At 65.2% G+C, this 17,506-nt stretch carries 16 protein-coding genes; 13 read left to right on the forward strand and 3 right to left on the reverse strand.

The annotated features are described in order from the left end of the window. Positions 1-7: 7 nt before the first annotated feature. The gene (locus FFS60_RS24680; RefSeq protein ID WP_137823445.1) at positions 8-1,207 is read right to left on the reverse strand and encodes a CaiB/BaiF CoA-transferase family protein; all 1,200 of its coding nucleotides are present in this window, start codon (positions 1,205-1,207) and stop codon (positions 8-10) included. Between the two features lie 200 nt (positions 1,208-1,407). Between FFS60_RS24680 and FFS60_RS24685 the strand changes: the two genes are divergently transcribed. From FFS60_RS24685 to FFS60_RS24745, 13 genes are all read left to right on the forward strand, one after another. Continuing rightward, the gene (locus FFS60_RS24685; protein WP_028627377.1) at positions 1,408-2,562 is read left to right on the forward strand and encodes a GGDEF domain-containing protein; all 1,155 of its coding nucleotides are present in this window, start codon (positions 1,408-1,410) and stop codon (positions 2,560-2,562) included. A gap of 72 nt (positions 2,563-2,634) precedes the next feature. Continuing rightward, positions 2,635-3,174 (forward strand): YaeQ family protein, encoded by a 540-nt coding sequence (locus tag FFS60_RS24690; RefSeq protein ID WP_028627378.1) that lies wholly within the window; start codon positions 2,635-2,637, stop codon positions 3,172-3,174. Between the two features lie 100 nt (positions 3,175-3,274). Beyond that, a complete protein-coding gene (recJ, locus tag FFS60_RS24695; protein ID WP_137823446.1) occupies positions 3,275-4,990 on the forward strand; it encodes a single-stranded-DNA-specific exonuclease RecJ in 1,716 nt (571 codons plus the stop codon). Between the two features lie 351 nt (positions 4,991-5,341). After that, entirely contained in the window at positions 5,342-5,764 is a 423-nt protein-coding gene (locus tag FFS60_RS24700) for a YciI family protein (protein ID WP_028627380.1), read from the forward strand. A 29-nt stretch (positions 5,765-5,793) separates the two neighbouring features. After that, positions 5,794-6,207: a VOC family protein gene (locus FFS60_RS24705; RefSeq protein WP_137823447.1), complete on the forward strand. Its 414-nt coding sequence runs from the start codon at positions 5,794-5,796 to the stop codon at positions 6,205-6,207. A gap of 79 nt (positions 6,208-6,286) precedes the next feature. Further along, positions 6,287-7,993: a SulP family inorganic anion transporter gene (locus FFS60_RS24710; protein WP_137823448.1), complete on the forward strand. Its 1,707-nt coding sequence runs from the start codon at positions 6,287-6,289 to the stop codon at positions 7,991-7,993. 37 nt (positions 7,994-8,030) lie between these two features. After that, positions 8,031-8,477, forward strand: coding sequence for a nucleoside deaminase (locus FFS60_RS24715; RefSeq protein WP_137823449.1), 447 nt, complete (start codon positions 8,031-8,033; stop codon positions 8,475-8,477). Positions 8,478-8,814: 337 nt separating this feature from the next. Further along, the gene (locus FFS60_RS24720) at positions 8,815-9,927 is read left to right on the forward strand and encodes an AI-2E family transporter (RefSeq protein WP_137823450.1); all 1,113 of its coding nucleotides are present in this window, start codon (positions 8,815-8,817) and stop codon (positions 9,925-9,927) included. A 15-nt stretch (positions 9,928-9,942) separates the two neighbouring features. After that, positions 9,943-11,481: an efflux transporter outer membrane subunit gene (locus FFS60_RS24725; protein ID WP_137823451.1), complete on the forward strand. Its 1,539-nt coding sequence runs from the start codon at positions 9,943-9,945 to the stop codon at positions 11,479-11,481. Next, positions 11,478-12,608, forward strand: coding sequence for an HlyD family secretion protein (locus tag FFS60_RS24730; RefSeq protein WP_137823452.1), 1,131 nt, complete (start codon positions 11,478-11,480; stop codon positions 12,606-12,608). Before FFS60_RS24725 ends, FFS60_RS24730 begins: the two co-directional genes overlap by 4 nt. Further along, on the forward strand, positions 12,598-13,629 hold the full coding sequence (locus tag FFS60_RS24735; RefSeq protein ID WP_028627385.1) for a DUF2955 domain-containing protein: 1,032 nt from the start codon (positions 12,598-12,600) through the stop codon (positions 13,627-13,629). The genes FFS60_RS24730 and FFS60_RS24735 overlap by 11 nt, the downstream gene beginning before the upstream one ends. A gap of 12 nt (positions 13,630-13,641) precedes the next feature. Further along, positions 13,642-14,082 carry a potassium channel family protein gene (locus tag FFS60_RS24740; RefSeq protein WP_137823453.1) on the forward strand — a complete coding sequence of 147 codons (441 nt, stop codon included), beginning with the start codon at positions 13,642-13,644 and terminating at the stop codon, positions 14,080-14,082. Positions 14,083-14,134: 52 nt separating this feature from the next. Then, positions 14,135-15,124, forward strand: coding sequence for a cysteine synthase A (locus tag FFS60_RS24745; RefSeq protein ID WP_137823454.1), 990 nt, complete (start codon positions 14,135-14,137; stop codon positions 15,122-15,124). A 124-nt stretch (positions 15,125-15,248) separates the two neighbouring features. On the opposite strand, the gene FFS60_RS24750 is transcribed toward FFS60_RS24745, so the two are convergent. Then, a complete protein-coding gene (locus tag FFS60_RS24750; protein ID WP_028627388.1) occupies positions 15,249-15,725 on the reverse strand; it encodes an ester cyclase in 477 nt (158 codons plus the stop codon). Between the two features lie 152 nt (positions 15,726-15,877). Beyond that, positions 15,878-17,302: a gamma-aminobutyraldehyde dehydrogenase gene (locus tag FFS60_RS24755; RefSeq protein ID WP_137823455.1), complete on the reverse strand. Its 1,425-nt coding sequence runs from the start codon at positions 17,300-17,302 to the stop codon at positions 15,878-15,880. Between the last annotated feature and the right edge of the window lie 204 nt (positions 17,303-17,506).

The following is a 17,506-nucleotide window of genomic DNA, read 5'->3' on the forward strand; positions in this document are numbered from 1 at the left end:
CTTGACCTCAAATAGCTCCATCCCCCTTCAGCGCCGTAATCTGCTCGGCGCTGTACCCCAGCCCTGCCAGCACTTCGCTGTTGTGTTCCCCCAGCTCCGGGCCGATCCATTCGGTCGAGCCGGGGGTATCGGAGAGCTTGGGTACGATCCCCGGCATCTTGAACGGCTTGCCGTCCGGCAGCTTCGCCGAGAGGAACATCTCGCGGGCGAGGAATTGCGGGTCGGCGAACATGTCCTCGGCGGAGAAGATACGGCTGGCCGGCACTTCGGCGCGATTGAGCACCGACAGTACCTCCTCCAGCGGCAGCCCACCCACCCAGCGGTCGATCACCCCATAGAGCTCATCCCGACGTGCGTCACGACCGTCGTTGCTGGCCAGTTGCGGGTCGTTGGCAAGGTCCTCGCGGCCGATGGCGAGCATGAAGCGCTTGAAGATGGCATCGCCGTTGGCGCCGATCTGTACATGACGGCCGTCAGCGGCCGTGTGGATGGAGGAGGGGGTGATACCCGGCATGATGTTGCCGGTGCGTTCGCGGATGAAACCGAAGACATCGAACTCCGGCACCATGCTTTCCATCATCGCGAACACCGCCTCATAGAGCGCCACGTCCACCACCTGGCCCTGGCCGCCGTTCACCTCGCGGTGGCGCAGCGCCATCAGAGCACCGATCACGCCCCACAGGGCGGCGATGGAGTCACCGATGGAAATCCCGGTGCGCACCGGCGGACGGTCCTCGAAGCCGGTGATATAGCGCAGCCCGCCCATGGACTCACCGACGGCACCGAATCCTGGCTGGTCCTTGTAGGGGCCACTCTGGCCGAACCCGGACAGCCGCACCATCACCAGCTTCGGGTTCAGGGCGTGGATGACGTCCCAGCCCAGGCCCAGCTTCTCCAGCACACCGGGGCGGAAGTTCTCGATCAGGATGTCCGCGTCGGCCAGCAGCCGCTTGAGGATTTCCTGGCCGTCGGGGTGCTTGAGGTTCAGCGTCAGCGACTTCTTGTTGCGCGCCTGCACGAACCACCAGAGCGAGGTGCCCTCGTACAGCTTGCGCCACTTGCGTAGCGGGTCGCCGCCGTCGGGGGATTCGATCTTGATGACTTCGGCACCGAATTCGGCGCACAGGCGGGAGGCGAAAGGGCCGGCGATCAGGGTGCCGAGCTCAATCACCTTGAGGCCGGCGAGGGGTTTGACGGGGGCGTTCATCGGGTTATCCATGGGCCAGGCAATGGCGGCGACTCTACCCCGTGGGGCCGATAGCGAACAGTCCGGTTTGCCGCTGGCGCACCTCTCCGGGCCGACTTAAAGTGCTTGCAGGACCCACATTCTCGCGCGCCGACCGCCATGCCAACACGCTTCGCAACTGCCTGCCACTTGTCGCCCGGTTCGCGCTGGGAGGGGGGCTTATGCAGCTGAATGTCCCCACTCTGGTGCTGGTGGATATCTACGTTCTCGCCCTGGTGGGGCTGCTCATGCTGCACGCCTGGCGCCGTGGCCGCCGCGAGCCGACCCTCGGCTACCTGGCCGCCATGCTGTTGCTTGGCGCCTTGGGCACCGTGCTGGGCAGCTTGCGCGGCATGGGCATGGATTTCGTCCCCCTGGTGCTGGGCAACGTGGTGCTGCACGTCTGTGCGGCCATGAACTGGACCGCCATGCGGGTGTTCGTCGGGCGTCAGCCGCACCTGCCGGGTATCTGCGCCGGTGCCGTGATCTGGGCGGTGCTCTGCCTCAACCCGGCCTTCTACGAATCACTCACGGTAAGGGTGGCGGTCAGTTCGCTGATCACTGTCTGCTATTGCGGGCTCAGTGCCTACGAGCTCTGGCGCAGCCGCGCAAGCCTTGAAGTGGCCTACATGCCGGCTTTGGCACTGACCCTGTTCCACATGGTCTTCTACAGCGTGCGCATCGTGGTCGACCGTGGCATGCCCTTCGAGCAGGCGGTCGCGAGTTCCGGGCAAGGCACCAGCTTCTTCTCCCTGCTGGTGTTCGAAACCCTGCTCTACGCCATCGGTATCGCCTTCGTCACCCTGGCCATGGTCAAGGAGCGTGCCGAACTGAAGTTCCGCGCAGCCGCCTATTGCGACCCGCTCACCGGCGTCGGCAACCGTCGCGCCTTCATGGCCACGGGCGAATACCTGGTGGAAAGCTGCGAGCACCGCGGTGAACCGGTGGCCCTGCTGCTCTGTGACCTCGACCATTTCAAGCGTCTCAACGACAGCTATGGACACGCCACCGGTGACGAGGCCCTGGTCGCCTTCACCCGCGTTGCCGCCGGCAGCATGCGTAAGCAGGACGTGTTTGGCCGCATCGGTGGCGAGGAGTTTGCCTGCTTGCTGGCCGATGCCGACGACGAGGCCGGCGCACAGGTGGCCGAGCGTATTCGCCGCGAGTTCGCAGAGCTGCCGTTCCAGGAGCCGGGTGCGCTCAGCGTCAGTATCGGTATCGTCAGTTCAAAGGAGGCCGGTTACGACCTGTTCCGCCTGCTCTCCCTGGCCGACGATGCCCTCTACGACGCCAAGGACAAGGGCCGCAACCGCATCCAGCGCTACCCCGCCGATTAGCCGGAAGGCCCAGCCACGACGGTGGAATCAGGGTAGACTTGCCGCCCTCCGAGAATCATCAAGAAGCCCGACATGGCCCTCCAAGCGACCCCCTACAAAGTCGAACTCAACCTCACCGACCTCGATCGCAGCGTCTACGAGAACCTGCGTTTCACCGTCGCCAAGCACCCGTCGGAAACCGAGGAGCGACTGGCCGTCCGCCTGATCGCCTACATCCTCTGGTACCACGAGCAGCTGGCCTTCGGTCGTGGCCTGTCGGACGTGGACGAGCCCGCGCTGTGGGAAAAGAGCCTGGACGACCGTGTGTTGCACTGGATCGAAGTGGGTCAGCCCGATGCCGAGCGCATAACCTGGTGCTCGCGCCGTACCGAGCGCTTCAGCCTGGTGACCTACGGCAACCTGCGGGTCTGGCAGACCAAGGTGCTGGACGGCGTGCGCAGCCTGAAGAACATCAACGTCGTTGCCGTGCAGCAAGAAGCCCTGGAAGAACTGGCCCGTGACCTGCCGCGTTCGATCAGTTGGAGCGTGATGATCAGCGACGGCTCCCTGTTCATCACCGACGAGCGCGGCCAGCATGAAATCCCGCTGGAGTGGCTGGTCGGGGAACGCTGATCGGAGATCCGGAGGATTTCCGGGGCAGGGCATCAGGCCCTCGCCCCAAGGCCCTTTCCCGAGAGGGAGAGGGGAAGTCGAGTCAAAGATTGGACCTTTCATGCGTATCGAACACCGCGTCCTGCCCGATGTCCTGCCTGACCTGGGCGACCTGCCACCGCTGCTGACCCGCCTCTATGCTTCCCGGGGCGTGCAATCCGCGACGGAACTGGACAAGAGCCTGGCGCGGTTGATCCCCTACCAGCAGCTCAAAGGCATCGACGCCGCCGTGGCGCTGCTGGTGGAGGCCCTGGAGAAGCGCCAGCGCATCCTCTACGTCGGCGACTTCGACGCCGATGGCGCCACCGCCAGCAGCGTCGGCGTGCTCGGCCTGCGCATGCTCGGTGCCTTCCATGTCGATTACCTGGTGCCCAACCGTTTCGAGTATGGCTACGGCCTGACCCCGGAAATCGTCGCCGTCGCCCTGGAGCGCAAACCGGACCTGCTGGTGACCGTGGATAACGGCATCTCCAGCGTCGAAGGCGTTGCCGCAGCCAAGTCCGCGGGGCTGAAGGTACTGGTGACCGACCACCACCTGCCGGGCCCGGAGCTGCCGGCGGCCGACGCCATCGTCAACCCCAACCAGCCCGGTTGTGACTTCCCCAGCAAATCCCTGGCCGGTGTCGGCGTCATCTTCTACGTGCTGATGGCCCTGCGGGCACGCCTGCGCGAGCTGGACTGGTTCAATCGTACTGGCCTCAAGGAACCCAACCTGGGCGACCTGCTGGACCTGGTGGCGCTGGGCAGCGTAGCCGACGTGGTGCCCCTGGACGCCAACAACCGCATCCTGGTGCACCAGGGCCTGGCGCGCATCCGCGCAGGCCGCGCGCGGGCTGGCCTCAAGGCGATTTTAGAAGTCGCCGGCCGGCCGGCTGGCCGCATCACGTCGACCGACCTCGGCTTTATCCTCGGCCCGCGCCTGAATGCCGCCGGCCGCCTGGACGACATGAGCCTGGGCATCGAGTGCCTGCTCTGCGAAGACGAAGCCCTGGCCCGTGACATGGCGGTGCAACTGGATCAGCTCAACCAGGACCGCAAGGCTATCGAGCAAGGCATGCAGCGCGAGGCCCTGGCCCAGCTGAAGAACCTGCCCATCGAAGACATGCCGTTCGGCCTCTGCGTGTTCGAGCCGGACTGGCACCAGGGCGTGATCGGCATCCTCGCCTCGCGGCTGAAGGAGCGCTACCACCGCCCGACCATCGCCTTTGCCGATGCCGGCGACGGCCTGCTGAAGGGCTCGGCGCGTTCGGTGCCGGGTTTCCACATCCGCGATGCGCTGGACGCCGTTGCTGCCCGCCATCCGGGCCTGATCAGCAAATTCGGTGGTCATGCCATGGCCGCCGGCCTGTCCCTGCCTGTGGAAAACTTTGGCGCCTTCGCTGCCGCCTTCGACGCTGAGACCCGTCGGCAGCTCAGCGAGGATGACCTTACTGGCCGTCTGCTCTCCGACGGCCAACTGAGCATCGCGGAGTTCCACCTGGAGCTCGCCCGCGCCCTGCGCCTGGCCGGTCCCTGGGGCCAGCACTTCCCCGAGCCGTTGTTCCATGGCGTATTCCAGATCGTCCAGCAGCGGCTGGTCGGCGAGCGCCACCTGAAGCTGGTGCTGAAAAGTGAATGCGGTTCGGTGCAACTGGACGGCATCGCCTTCAACATCGACCGCGAGCAATGGCCCAACGCCAGCGTGCGCTGGGCCGAGGTGGCCTACAAACTGGACGTCAACGAATACCGTGGCCAGGAAAGCGTGCAACTGATGGTCGCCCACATCGCCCCGCGCTGACGCGAATGGTTGTGGGGGCGAATTCATTGGCTCTGTCTGCATGACGTGTTGCAAGCAGCTGCATTGCCCGTAGGAGCTGGCTCTTGGCCCGATGGTCAATCTCTCGCAACAGCTCGCGCAGACCCGCGAGGCAGGCCTTCGGCCTGCTTGGCGATTGAAATCGCCGCTACATGCTCATCCGTCACCCCACCCTCGCAAACCTCCGATCCGGGTCTACGCTGTTCCAGTCCCGCGTCCCTGAAAAAAATTTCGTCCTGTTGTCGATCTGGTCCTTTCCCCATCGACCAATAAGCACAGTCAGCAGGCACGGGCCGCAGGCTGGAGTTCATGCCACCCAACAGGAGAACAACAATGCGCTTCATGGTGATTGTCAAAGCAACCAAGGAATCGGAAGCCGGCATCATGCCGAGCACGGAACTGCTCACGGCCATGGGCCAGTACAACGAGGAGCTGGTGAACGCCGGCATCCTGCTTGCCGGCGAGGGCCTGCACCCCAGCTCCAGGGGCGCGCGGGTGGTGTTCAAGGGCAAGGACCGCGCCGTGATCGACGGCCCCTTCGCGGAAACCAAGGAGCTGATCGCCGGCTTCTGGCTGTTCAAGGTCAATTCCCTGGAAGAGTGCATCGACTGGGTCAAGCGTTGCCCCAACCCCATGCTGTCCGATTCCGAGATCGAAATCCGCCAGGTGTTCGAGGCCGAGGATTTTGGTGAGGAGTTCACCCCCGAACTGCGCGAACAGGAACAGCGCGTCTTCGAGAAAGCCGGGCAGCAGTGACCGCCGTCCACCACGGACAGGAGACCCTCATGAAAATCGATCCCTACCTCACGTTCGATGGCCAGTGCGGCCCGGCCTTCCAGCTCTACGCCAAGGTGCTCAACGGCACCCTGGAAGCCTTCCTGAGCTTCGCCGAAAGCCCGGCCAGCGACGACGTCCCGGAGAACTTCCGCGACAAGATCATGCATGCCCGACTAGCGGTGGGGGACCAGGTGATCATGGGCTCGGACTGCCCGCCCCAGGCGCCTTTCGAAGGCGTCCGCGGCATCAGCATTTCGATCAACGTCGACCGCATAGTCGAGGCCGAGCGGGTGTTCAACGCCCTGGCCGAAGGTGGCCAGGTGCAGATGCCCCTGGCGCAAACCTTCTGGGCCGCGCGCTTCGGCATGCTGGTGGACCGCTTCGGCGTGCCCTGGATGATCAACTGCGAGAAGGATCAGTAATCCGCAGAAAGCCCATAACGCCGGAGATACTCCGGCGTTATGGGCCTAAGCTTCTGGAGTCGAATCGGGGACGACTCCCATGCGTATGACCCACTGGCTGCGTGACTACGCCAGCCGCTTCCATTACCGCCGAGAATGGCTGCGCACCGACATCGTCGCTGGCCTGTCGGTGGCCGCAGTGCAGATTCCCACCGCCATCGCCTATGCGCAGATCATCGGCTTTCCCGCGCAGGTCGGCCTCTATGCCTGCATCTTGCCGATGCTGATCTACGCCCTGGTCGGTGGTTCGCGGCAACTGATGGTCGGCCCCGACGCAGCCACCGCCGCGATGGTCGCCGCAGCCATCACACCGCTCGCCGCCGGCGATCCGCAGCGCCTGGTGCACCTGTCGATGATCGTCGCCGTGATGGTCGGCCTGTTGTCCATCGTTGCCGGATTCATTCGCGCCGGTTTCATTGCCAGCTTCCTTTCGCGACCCATCCTGGTGGGTTACCTCAACGGCATCGGGCTCAGCCTGCTGGCCGGGCAGTTGGGCAAGCTGCTGGGTTACCAGAGCGAGACCAGCGGTTTCATCGCCGGGCTGCTGGCAATGATCCGCAACCTCGCCAATACCCACTTGCCGACCCTGGGGCTGGGGGCCGCCACCCTGCTGCTGCTGATCCTCCTGCCCAGGCGTTGGCCGCGGCTGCCCGTCTCCCTGGTCGCCCTCGTGCTCGCATCGGTGGCGGCCGTCTGGCTGCAACTGGACCGGCACGGCGTGGCGCTGCTGGGCGCCGTTCCGGCCGGCCTGCCGGAGCTGAGCTGGCCGAAGACCAACTACCACGAGCTGCTCGGCCTGCTGCGCGACGCCACCGGCATCACCGTCGTCAGCTTCTGCAGTGCCATGCTCACCGCGCGCAGCTTCGCCGCCCGCCACGGCTACGCCATCGATGCCAACCGCGAATTCATCGCCCTGGGGCTGGCCAACATCGGCGCCGGGGTGTCGCAGTCCTTCGTCATCAGCGGTGCGGATTCGCGCACGGCGGTGAATGACCTGGTGGGCGGCAAGACGCAGATGGTCAGCGTGGTGGTGGCCCTGGTGATAGTCGCGGTGCTGGTGTTCCTCCACGGCCCGCTGGCCTGGGTGCCGATCGCAGCCCTGGGCGCGGTGCTGATGCTGGCCGGCTGGGGGCTGATCGATTTCCGCGCGCTGAAGGCCTTCTGGCGCCTCAGCCGCTTCGAGTGCGGCCTTTGCCTGCTGACAACCGTGGGCGTGTTGGGTGTCGGTGTGCTGCCCGGCATCTTCGTTGCCGTAGCCCTGGCCCTGTTGCGCCTGTTGTACCTCACCTATCGCCCCAGCGACGCGGAGCTTGGCTGGGTGGAGGGTGTGGACGGCCAGGTGGAGCTTGGGCGTTATCCACAGGCCACCACCTTGCCGGGGCTGATCATCTACCGATTCGACGCGCCGCTGCTGTTCTTCAATGCCGATTACTTCAAGCAGCGCCTGCTGGCTGTGGTGGAGCGGGCGGAAGACCCGCGCGCGGTGCTGCTCAACGCCGAAACCATGATCAACCTGGATGTTACGGGCCTGGCCACCTTGCGTGAGGTGCAGGAAACCCTCGCGGCCCGGGGCGTTTTTCTCGGTTTTGCCCGTCTCTTCGGTCCGGCCCACGACCTGCTGCAACGCTCCGGGCAGTTTGGCGAGCTGAAACCGCCGCTGGTGTTCAGCTCGGTACGTGCCGGCATCAATGCCTACCGCATCTGGCTGGCGAAGCAGGCCTTGCAGGACAAGGATGCGGTCGCGTAAACAACCTGGCTCACCCACTGGATAACAAGGAACGACCATGGACCCTTTCATGCAAGCCGCCATCGAAGAAGCCCGCCAGGGCCTGGCCGAGGGCGGGATTCCCATCGGCTCGGTGATCGTCCACAAGGGCCGCATCATCGGTCGGGGCCATAACCGCCGTATTCAGGAAGGCAGTGCGATCAAGCACGGCGAGATGGACGCCTTCGAGAACGCCGGCCGCCAGCCCGCCAGCGTCTACCGCGAGGCGGTGCTCTACACCACGCTGTCGCCGTGTGCCATGTGCAGCGGCGCCATCCTGCTCTATGGGATTCCCAAGGTGATCATCGGCGAGAACCGCACCTTCATGGGCGAGGAGGAACTGCTGCGCTCCCGTGGCGTGGAGCTGGAGGTCCTGCAGGATGCCGCGTGCGTGAAGCTCATGGAGGAATTCATCGAAGCCCGGCCGGAGTTGTGGAACGAGGATATCGGCGAGCCGACGGCCTGATCCCAAGCCGACGCCACATCCGTATCGCCCCCCCCGGCGCACGCCAGTGGGCATCCCTTGCGAGAGCCCGTCTCGCAAGGGGACTACCAATCGTCGAGTAGCGACTATGCTGGTATTCAGCCGATTCAGCAGCGGATCGCAGATGTCGCTGCAGGCTCGACACGATAGGGGTGTCGAGGCCGGGAACCGACAGAAATGACGATCATTGAACAGAAATGACTTGGATCAGACTCCAGTGCGGCTTGAGGATCTCGCGCCGTACGTCCGTTGGATCGCTGCCAAGCAGTAGGAATGTCCGACTGGTTTTGCCTGATTGCTACAGCAGAAGGAGAGTTCGATGCTGCCAAGTTCCGTTTCGGAAAGGATCCTGTCTCGCGGTCTGATGGACGTGCTCATTCGAGCAGGCCTGGTCGCGATCCTCGCCATTTCCTGCTACCAGGTTTTCCATCCCTTCCTCAACCTGATGCTCTGGGCATTGATCCTGGGGGTCACGTTCTACCCACTGCATCAGAGCCTGAAGGCCAAGATGGGCATGCGTGATGGCCACGTGGCCACGCTGATCGTCCTGGTTTCCCTGATCCTGCTGATGGTGCCGATCTACTTGCTGGCGTCTTCCATGGCCGAGTCGGTGCAGGGGGCCATTGCACTCTTCAAAGACGGTGAGCTGGACATTCCATCACCCAACGCGTCCGTTGCCAGCTGGCCCCTGATCGGCCAGCCTCTGTTCGACTTCTGGCAGCAGGCGTCGGTCGACCTGACCAGCCTGATGAAGAAGCTGCTGCCCCACCTGCGCGGCTTCGGCATGAGCATGTTCGGCAAGCTGGCCGGCGTAGGGGCGGGCTTTTTGCTGTTCATCGCCGCATTGATCGTGGCAGGTATCTTCATGGCCTTTGGCGAGAACGGTCACCGCAGTGCCGTACAGATCGCTTCGCGCATCTCCGGGCCGGACCGCGGCCCGCAGATCGCCGATCTTTGCACGGCGACCATTCGCGCAGTGGCCCAAGGCGTGGTCGGCATCGCCTTCATCCAGATGCTGCTGGTGGGCATCGCCTTCGTGCTGATGGGGATCCCGGGCGCTGGCCTCCTGGCGCTCGGCGTGTTGCTGCTGGGCATCATGCAACTGCCCGCATTGCTGATCACCATTCCGGTGATCATCTTCGTGTTCGCCACCCAAGGAGCGACCGCCGGCACCATCGTCTTCGCCATCTACACCTTCGTTGCCGGGATGTCGGACAACGTCCTGAAACCCCTGCTGCTGGGACGTGGTGTCAACGTGCCGATGCCCGTGGTGCTGATCGGCGCCCTGGGTGGCATGGTCACCGGCGGCATCATCGGGCTGTTCATTGGTCCGGTCATGCTGGCCGTCGGCTACATGCTCTTCTGGCACTGGGTGGAGGACCAGCCCACGGCGCTGGACGCGAACGCGGAAGAGGAGGGGCGAGCGACCTGAGCCGGACCCGGTGCCATGGTCCACTCCGTCGCCTTCCGTCTGATCCTGCTCGGTGTGCTTGGCCTCGGCGGCTGTGTGCGGCTGGGGCCGGATTTTCAGTCGCCCCGCGAGCCCTGGGTGGAGCACTGGAGCAGCCCCGCGCTGGAGCAGATGAGCCTCGACCGACCGGAGCCGGACTTCCTGCAGTGGTGGCGGGTGTTCGAGGACCCGACCCTGGATGCCCTGATCGCCGAGGCGGACGCGTACAACGCCAGCCTCGAAATTGCCGGCCTGCGGGTGATGGAGGCCCGTGCGCAACTGGGTATCGCAGTGAGTGGTCGCTACCCGCAGTTCCAACAGGCCAGTGCCGATAGCCTCTACCTGGACCGTGACCAGTCCGGTGGCCGCAATCCCCAGGATAGCCATTCCTGGCAGTATGGCGCCGCGTTCGACATTGCCTGGGAACTGGACTTCTGGGGCCGATTCAGTCGCGCCATCGAATCTGCGGATGCGGCCTACTTCGCTGCCCGGGCCAACTACGAAGACGCCCTGGTGCTGCTGCGTGCCCAGGTGGCGGATACCTACTTCGTCCTACGGACTTTCGAGGCTCGCCTGCGCATCGCCCAGGAAAACGCGGAACGGCAGAAGCGCAGCTTCGAGATCACCGAGCGGCTGTTCCGCAGTGGCGACAGTTCCGAACTGGACTTCCAGCAGGCGAAAACCCAGTACCTGGGCACCCTGGCGACCATTCCCGACCTGGAGAGCCAGGTAGCCAGGACGCGCAACGCACTTGCCGTGCTGATCGGTCGGCCACCGGGCCCCTTGCCTGAGCTGGCCGAGCGGGCCGGGCTCATTCCGCTTCCCGATGCTGCGGTGCTGCAGGATGTTCCGGCCAATCTGCTGCTGCGCAGGCCGGATGTGCGTTCAGCCGAACTGGCGGTCGCCGCCCAGTCGGCGCTGATCGGTTTCTCCGAGGCCGATCTGTATCCCTCGGTGGCCTTGCTGGGCAGCATTGCCTGGAGTGCCTCGAGCCTAGATGGCGCATCGGACACCCTGGACCTGGTCGGCGGTCCCAGCCTGGCCTGGAACCTGTTCGACCACGGCCGGATCAAGAACGACGTGCGCGTGCAGGACGCCCGCTTGCAGCAGTTGATCGAGGCCTACCGTGACCGGGTGCGCCAGGCCGCGCGCGAGGCCGACGACGCCGCCACCGGGCTGGCCAAGGCGCTGGAAAGCGAGCGCATCCGCCGCGAGAGCGCGCTGTCTGCCCTGCGTTCGCTGGACCTGGCCAACGCCCAATACATCGAAGGCTTCGCCGACTTCCAGCGGGTGCTGGATGCCCAGCGCGAGCTGTTCCAGCAGCAGGAAACCTACCTGCTCAGCCGCAGTGATGCAGTCAGCAACCTGATCGGCTTGTACAAGGCCCTCGGCGGTGGTTGGTACCGGGACGGCCCCATGATCGACGACTCCACCCGCGAGCAGATGCAACGGCGTACCGACTGGGACGATCTGCTGGACGAGCCGCCGGCTGCGGCCGGGCCAGACGCTGATACCGAGCAAGGTGAACGAGAATGAGCGAGCAACCGCAGGCCCCGGCCGAGGAAACGGCGAAGCCCGAACCAGCCGGAGCGCCCGATGCGGCCGCGAAGGGTACGAAATGGGTGGCGCTGGTCATCGTCCTGACGCTGGCCTGGTACCTCCTGGCGGATCGATTCACCCCCTATACCCAGCAGGCACGGGTGCAGGCCTTCGTGGTGCCGGTAGCGGCCGAAGTCGCCGGCCGGGTCACCAAGGTGCATGTGCGCAACAACCAGGACGTCGAGGCCGGCGCGGTGCTCTTCGAAGTGGACCCGGAGCAGTACCAGATCGCCGCCGACCGCGCCCGGGCCGATCTCGAAACCGTTCGCCGACAGATCGGTGCCAGCACAGCCGCCATCGACTCGGCACTGGCGTCGCTGCGAGCCGCCCAGGCCAATGAACTGAAGGCGCGGCAAGACAACGATCGCCTGGAGCGGCTGTATCAGGACGATCCGGGCACCATCTCCGTGCGTCGCCTGGAAGGGGCGCGGGCGACCCTCGAGCAGGCCATCAGCCAGGTGGCAGCGGCACGCGCCGAAGTGCAGCGCGCGCGAGAGCAGCAGGGCGGCAGCGATGAGGAGAACGCGCAGTTGCGCAGTGCCGCCACCGCGTTGGAAAAAGCTGAACTCGATCTGGCCAATACCCGGGTGAAGGCCCGTTCCGCTGGCCTGATCACCGACCTGCGCACCGATGTCGGCCAGTACGTCGGCGCTGGCAGCCCGGTCATGACCCAGATCGCCATCCACGACCTGTGGCTGAGCGCCGAGATGACCGAGAACAACCTGGGCCATGTCGAGGTCGGCACGCCCGTGGCCATCGTGCTCGACGCCCTGCCGGGACGGCTGTTCGACGGAAAGGTACGCAGCATCGGGTATGGCGTCAGCGTCGGGCAGGCCCCGGCCCCTGGCACCCTGCCGACTGTGGATAACAGCCGCGACTGGTTGCGCCCGGCGCAGCGCTTCCCAGTGATCGTGGAGTTCGCCCCCGATGAACTGGAGCAGCTGCGTGGCCTGCGCGTCGGTGGCCAGGCGGAGGTCATGGCGTTTCCGAGCGAGGGCAATCCGCTCAATCCCCTGGGCCGGTTGTTCATCTACCTGATGAGCTGGCTGTCCTATGCCTACTGACGGCGATCCACGCGGTCGACGGGCGCTGCGCATGGCCAGCGGTGTCGCGCTGTGCCTGGCGATCAGCTTCGGCTTTGCCGTGCCGATACCCTTCCTGCCGCCGATCTTCGTCCTCCTGTTGTTGGTCACCAACAACCGCCCGCTGCCCCTCAAGGCGGCCCCGGCCCTGGCCCTGCTCATCATGCTGACCACCGGCAGCGGCCTGCTGATGATCCCGCTGCTGCGCCATGCGCCGCCCAGTGGCTTCCTGCTGGTGGGGCTGTGCCTGTTCCTTTGCTTCCGCTACGGCCTGCGCGGAGGCAATCCCCTGGTGACGCAGTTCCTGGTGGTCGGCCTGACCATGATTTCCGCGGCCGGCACCTTCGATTTCGGCTTGGCGGTCACGGTCATCGAGGCCCTGGCCAAGGGCATCGTGCTCGCCGTGCTGGTCGCTGCGGTCAGCCACTGGCTGTTCCCGGAGCCGGCCAGTGCCCCGGCCTCGCCGAGCCGCCCGGTGCTGGGAGACAGCGAATCTGCCTGGATTGCGCTACGTGCCGCACTGGTAGTGCTGCCAGCTTTCCTGCTGGCGCTGATCGACCCTTCCAGCTACATGCCGCTGATCATGAAGGCGGTCAGCCTGGGCCAGCAGGTCTGCGGCGCCTCCGCTCGCAATGCCGGGCGCGAGCTGTTGGGCTCGACCCTGCTCGGTGGCCTGCTCGCGATGCTGTTCTGGGCTGCCCTGAGCCTGTTCCCGCACCTGTGGATGTTCTTTCTCTGGATGCTCCTGTTCGGGCTGCTGCTGGCGCGCCGGCTCTATGCGCTGGTGGCGACCCGACAGACACCGGGATTCTGGATGAACACCCTGGTGACCCTGATCATCCTGCTGGGGCAGTCGGTGCAGGACAGCGAGGCTGGCAAGGATGTCTACACCGCCTTCGCGGTACGTATGGGGCTGTTCATCGCCGTCACCCTGTACGCCTGTGTGGCGGTCTACCTGATCGACCGCCGGCGTTTTCACCGGCAAGGCCGTGCCGCCCTTTGAGAGGTTTGTTCGATGCTGATCAATCTGCTGGTTGGAATTCCCGTGATGGTGCTCTGCCTGTTCATGCAGTCGGTGTTCGTGGCCTTCAGCCTGAGGCCGTACATCCACTACGTGCGAGGCGGAAGAGTTCATCTATCACGCTGGCGCGTCACGCTGCTGCTGTCGGCGGTGATGCTGGTGATGCTGCTGGGCAATTTCGTCCAGATGGCGGTGTGGGGGGCTCTGTTCCTGATGCTGGGGGAATTCGACAGCTTCGCCACGGCGATTTATCACTCGGGGGTGAACTTCGCCACGCTGGGCTACGGCGACATTGTCATGACCGAGCAATGGCGGCTGCTGGGCCCGCTGGAGGCCGCCAACGGCATCCTGATGTTCGGGGTTTCCACGGCGGTCATGACGGCAACCGTCTCGGATCTCATCAAGCACAAGTTCGAAGAGGACCAGTCCCACTAGCGTGCGGCTAGACTGAAACTGTTCGTCCCCATGCACCTGCGGGAGGTGCAGCATGGCGATTCGCGAAGGTTTCATCGGCGGCGTCGGCAACACGCCACTTCTGCGTCTGGATAGCCTCTGCGCCGAGACCGGCTGCGACATCCTGGCCAAGGCCGAATTCCTCAACCCCGGCGGCTCGGTCAAGGATCGCGCGGCCCGCTCCATCATCGACGACGCCGAACGCCAGGGCCTGCTGTATCCCGGCGGTACCGTGGTGGAAGGCACCGCTGGCAACACCGGCATAGGCCTGGCGCATATCTGCGCGGCACGGGGCTACCGCTGCATCATCGTGATTCCCGACAACCAGTCGCCGGAAAAGCTCGACCTGTTGCGCACCCTGGGAGCTGAAGTGCGGCCGGTGCCGCCCAAGCCCTACAAGGACCCGGACAACTACCAGAAGATCGCCGGGCGCCTCGCCGCCGAGCTGCCGGGCGCCATCTGGGCCAACCAGTTCGATAACGTCGCCAATCGCCAGGCCCATTTCGAGACCACTGGCCCGGAAATCTGGGCTGAAACCGACGGCCAGCTGGATGCCTTCGTCTGCGCCACGGGTACCGGCGGCACCCTGGCTGGCGTGGCGCGCTACCTCAAGTCGCGTGATCCACAGGTCCGCATCGTGCTCGCCGACCCGATGGGCAGTGCGCTCTACAACTGGGTGAAACGCGGCGAGCTGGTGGCCGAGGGCAGCTCCATCACCGAAGGCATCGGCACCACGCGCATCACGGCCAACCTCGAAGGCACCCCCATAGACGACGCCGTTCAGGTGGACGATCCCGCCTGCGTGGCCATGGTCTATCACCTGCTGCGGGAGGAGGGCTTGTTCGTCGGCGGTTCATCCGGCATCAACCTGGCCGCCGCCGTGCAAGTCGCCCGACAGCTCGGGCCGGGTCACCGGATCGTCACCCTGCTCTGCGACCGGGGTGGGTTGTATGCCGGGCGGTTGTTCAATCCGGCGTGGCTGGCGGAGAAGGGGTTGGCGGCGGCGGCGGGAGTCGAAGGGTAGCGGGACCCCATGCGTAGCGCCCCCAGCGGGGGGATTCCGGCGAGAGTGGTGAAAGAAGCCCAACGATGATGCGTTGGGCTTCATACCTCTGCCCGACCTGCAGGGCGCTCCGGAGAGCTTCGGCTTACCAGCCGAGCTGCTTGTTGAAACCGAGGGCGTCGTAGTAGTCGCCCTGGTAGGTGATCTTGCCGTTCTTCACGCGGATGAAACTCACGCCTTCGAACTTCAGCGGCTTATGGGTGGCCGGGGTTTCGGCACTCCAGGCGCCGCTGTTGGTGCCGGCGAATTCCCATTGGAAGGCAATGCCGTCGGCACTGACGATGGGCTCGCTGGTCATCTTCCAGGTGAGGTTCGGCACGGCGGTGATGAACACCTTGATCACGTTGTCGCGGGCAGCGGCACGGCCTTGTTGCGGCGTACCGACGGTGGCGTCGAAGTACACCGCGTCCTCGGCCAGGAAGCTGGCGGCCTTGTCGACATCGTGAGCATTCCAGGCAGCCATGTAGCCGGCGACTATGGCCTTGGCATCGTCGGCCGCCTGGGCCATCCCGGCCAGGGTGCAAAGCAGGATGAAGCTGAAATTACGCAAGGTGTTACGCATTGCTCGTGCTCCTGTTTGAGGTGGCGCGAATCCGGGCGTCGCTCACGCCGCGCGGGCTAGGCGAGAAGTGCGGAGAACGCGGAATGTACTGTTGTACATGAGCATTTCGACGCTCTTCTCAACAACGCCCGGGCAAGCGAGCGGCGGCCGGATCAGTGCTTGAACATCACGTGGCGAATGGCGGTGTAGTCCTCCAACCCATACATGGACATGTCCTTGCCGTAGCCGGAGTGCTTGACGCCGCCGTGGGGCATTTCGCTGACCAGCATGAAATGAGTGTTGACCCAGGTGCAGCCGTACTGCAGGCGCGCGGACAGGCGGTGGGCGCGGCCGACGTCGGACGTCCAGAGGGAAGAGGCCAGTCCGTAGTCGGAATCGTTGGCCCATTCCAGCACCTGCTCCTCGCTGTCGAAGGCGGTGACCGAAACCACCGGGCCGAACACTTCGCGGCGGACGATCTCGTCGTCCTGGCGAGCGCCGGCGAGCACGGTGGGCTGGAAGAAGAAGCCCGGGCCGTCGACGCGCGCACCGCCGGTGACCACCTGGATGTGCGGCAGGGCGGCGGCGCGTTGGACGAAGCCTTCGACGCGTTCCAGGTGCTGCTCGGTGATCAGCGGGCCGAGCTCGGTGGCCGGGTCGTCCTGCAGGCCGGTCTGGATGCTGCCCACGGCTTCGCCCAGTTTGGCCACGAAGCGCTCGTAGATGCACTTCTGCGCGTAGATGCGGCAGGCGGCGGTGCAGTCCTGGCCTGCGTTGTAGAAGCCGAAGGTGCGGATGCCTTCCACGGCGGCGTCGATGTCGGCGTCGTCGAAGATGATCACCGGCGCCTTGCCACCCAGCTCCATGTGCATGCGTTTCACGCTGTCGGCGGTGCCGGCGATGATGCGCGAACCGGTGGCGACCGAGCCGGTCAGGGACACCATGCGGACTTTCGGATGGGTCACCAGCGGCTCACCGACACTCGGGCCACGGCCGAAGACCAGGTTCACCACGCCAGCGGGGAAAATCTCGGCGATGAACTCGGCGAGCTTCAGTGCGGTCAGCGGGGTCTGCTCGGAGGGTTTCAGCACCACGGTGTTGCCGGCGGCCAGGGCCGGGCCGAGCTTCCAGGCGGCCATCATCAGCGGGTAGTTCCACGGCGCAATGGAGGCCACCACGCCGACCGGGTCGCGGCGGATCATCGAGGTGTGGCCGGGCAGGTATTCACCTGCCGCAGAACCGCTCATGCAGCGGCTGGCGCCGGCGAAGAAGCGGAACACATCGGCGACGGCCGGCAGTTCGTCGTTCAGCGCGGCGGCGTAGGGTTTGCCGCAGTTCTGTGATTCCAGGCGGGCCAGTTCTTCTGCGTGGGCGTCGATGGTGTCGGCGAGTTTCAGCAGCAGGGTGGCGCGGTCCTTCGGCGGGGTCTGCGACCAGGCCGGGAAAGCGGCGTCGGCGGCACGCACGGCGGCGTCCACCTGGGCCGGGCTGGCCTCGGCGATTTCCACCAGGGCGCTGCCCAGGGACGGGTTGAGCACAGCGAGGCTGGGGCCTTCGCCGGCGACGAGCTGGCCATTGATCAGGAGCTTGGTTTGCATGGGGTGAGTCCTCGCTTTTAGCTCCCTCTCCCTTCAGGGAGAGGGTTGGGGAGAGGGTTGCTGGGTTGCGATACACGCGGTGCTTGGGCTGTGTAGTGGTCAAGTTTTGGTGGACACCGGGATAAGGGATTTCAGGTAGTGGCCTTCTCGTAGTCGGCTGGCGATCGATAGCCGAGGGTGGAGTGCAGCCGGTGGGTGTTGTAG

It is taken from the genome of Pseudomonas sp. D(2018) (genome assembly GCF_005502555.1).
Taxonomy (GTDB): Bacteria; Pseudomonadota; Gammaproteobacteria; order Pseudomonadales; family Pseudomonadaceae; genus Metapseudomonas; species Metapseudomonas resinovorans.

What these genes read in the sequence shown, in the direction of transcription:
- FFS60_RS24680 (WP_137823445.1), bottom strand. Translation starts at nt 1,207, where the DNA reads ATGAACGCCCCCGTCAAACCCCTCGCCGGCCTCAAGGTGATTGAGCTC.
- FFS60_RS24685 (WP_028627377.1), top strand. Translation starts at nt 1,408, where the DNA reads ATGCAGCTGAATGTCCCCACTCTGGTGCTGGTGGATATCTACGTTCTC.
- FFS60_RS24690 (WP_028627378.1), top strand. Translation starts at nt 2,635, where the DNA reads ATGGCCCTCCAAGCGACCCCCTACAAAGTCGAACTCAACCTCACCGAC.
- recJ (WP_137823446.1), top strand. Translation starts at nt 3,275, where the DNA reads ATGCGTATCGAACACCGCGTCCTGCCCGATGTCCTGCCTGACCTGGGC.
- FFS60_RS24700 (WP_028627380.1), top strand. Translation starts at nt 5,342, where the DNA reads ATGCGCTTCATGGTGATTGTCAAAGCAACCAAGGAATCGGAAGCCGGC.
- FFS60_RS24705 (WP_137823447.1), top strand. Translation starts at nt 5,794, where the DNA reads ATGAAAATCGATCCCTACCTCACGTTCGATGGCCAGTGCGGCCCGGCC.
- FFS60_RS24710 (WP_137823448.1), top strand. Translation starts at nt 6,287, where the DNA reads ATGCGTATGACCCACTGGCTGCGTGACTACGCCAGCCGCTTCCATTAC.
- FFS60_RS24715 (WP_137823449.1), top strand. Translation starts at nt 8,031, where the DNA reads ATGGACCCTTTCATGCAAGCCGCCATCGAAGAAGCCCGCCAGGGCCTG.
- FFS60_RS24720 (WP_137823450.1), top strand. Translation starts at nt 8,815, where the DNA reads ATGCTGCCAAGTTCCGTTTCGGAAAGGATCCTGTCTCGCGGTCTGATG.
- FFS60_RS24725 (WP_137823451.1), top strand. Translation starts at nt 9,943, where the DNA reads ATGGTCCACTCCGTCGCCTTCCGTCTGATCCTGCTCGGTGTGCTTGGC.
- FFS60_RS24730 (WP_137823452.1), top strand. Translation starts at nt 11,478, where the DNA reads ATGAGCGAGCAACCGCAGGCCCCGGCCGAGGAAACGGCGAAGCCCGAA.
- FFS60_RS24735 (WP_028627385.1), top strand. Translation starts at nt 12,598, where the DNA reads ATGCCTACTGACGGCGATCCACGCGGTCGACGGGCGCTGCGCATGGCC.
- FFS60_RS24740 (WP_137823453.1), top strand. Translation starts at nt 13,642, where the DNA reads ATGCTGATCAATCTGCTGGTTGGAATTCCCGTGATGGTGCTCTGCCTG.
- FFS60_RS24745 (WP_137823454.1), top strand. Translation starts at nt 14,135, where the DNA reads ATGGCGATTCGCGAAGGTTTCATCGGCGGCGTCGGCAACACGCCACTT.
- FFS60_RS24750 (WP_028627388.1), bottom strand. Translation starts at nt 15,725, where the DNA reads ATGCGTAACACCTTGCGTAATTTCAGCTTCATCCTGCTTTGCACCCTG.
- FFS60_RS24755 (WP_137823455.1), bottom strand. Translation starts at nt 17,302, where the DNA reads ATGCAAACCAAGCTCCTGATCAATGGCCAGCTCGTCGCCGGCGAAGGC.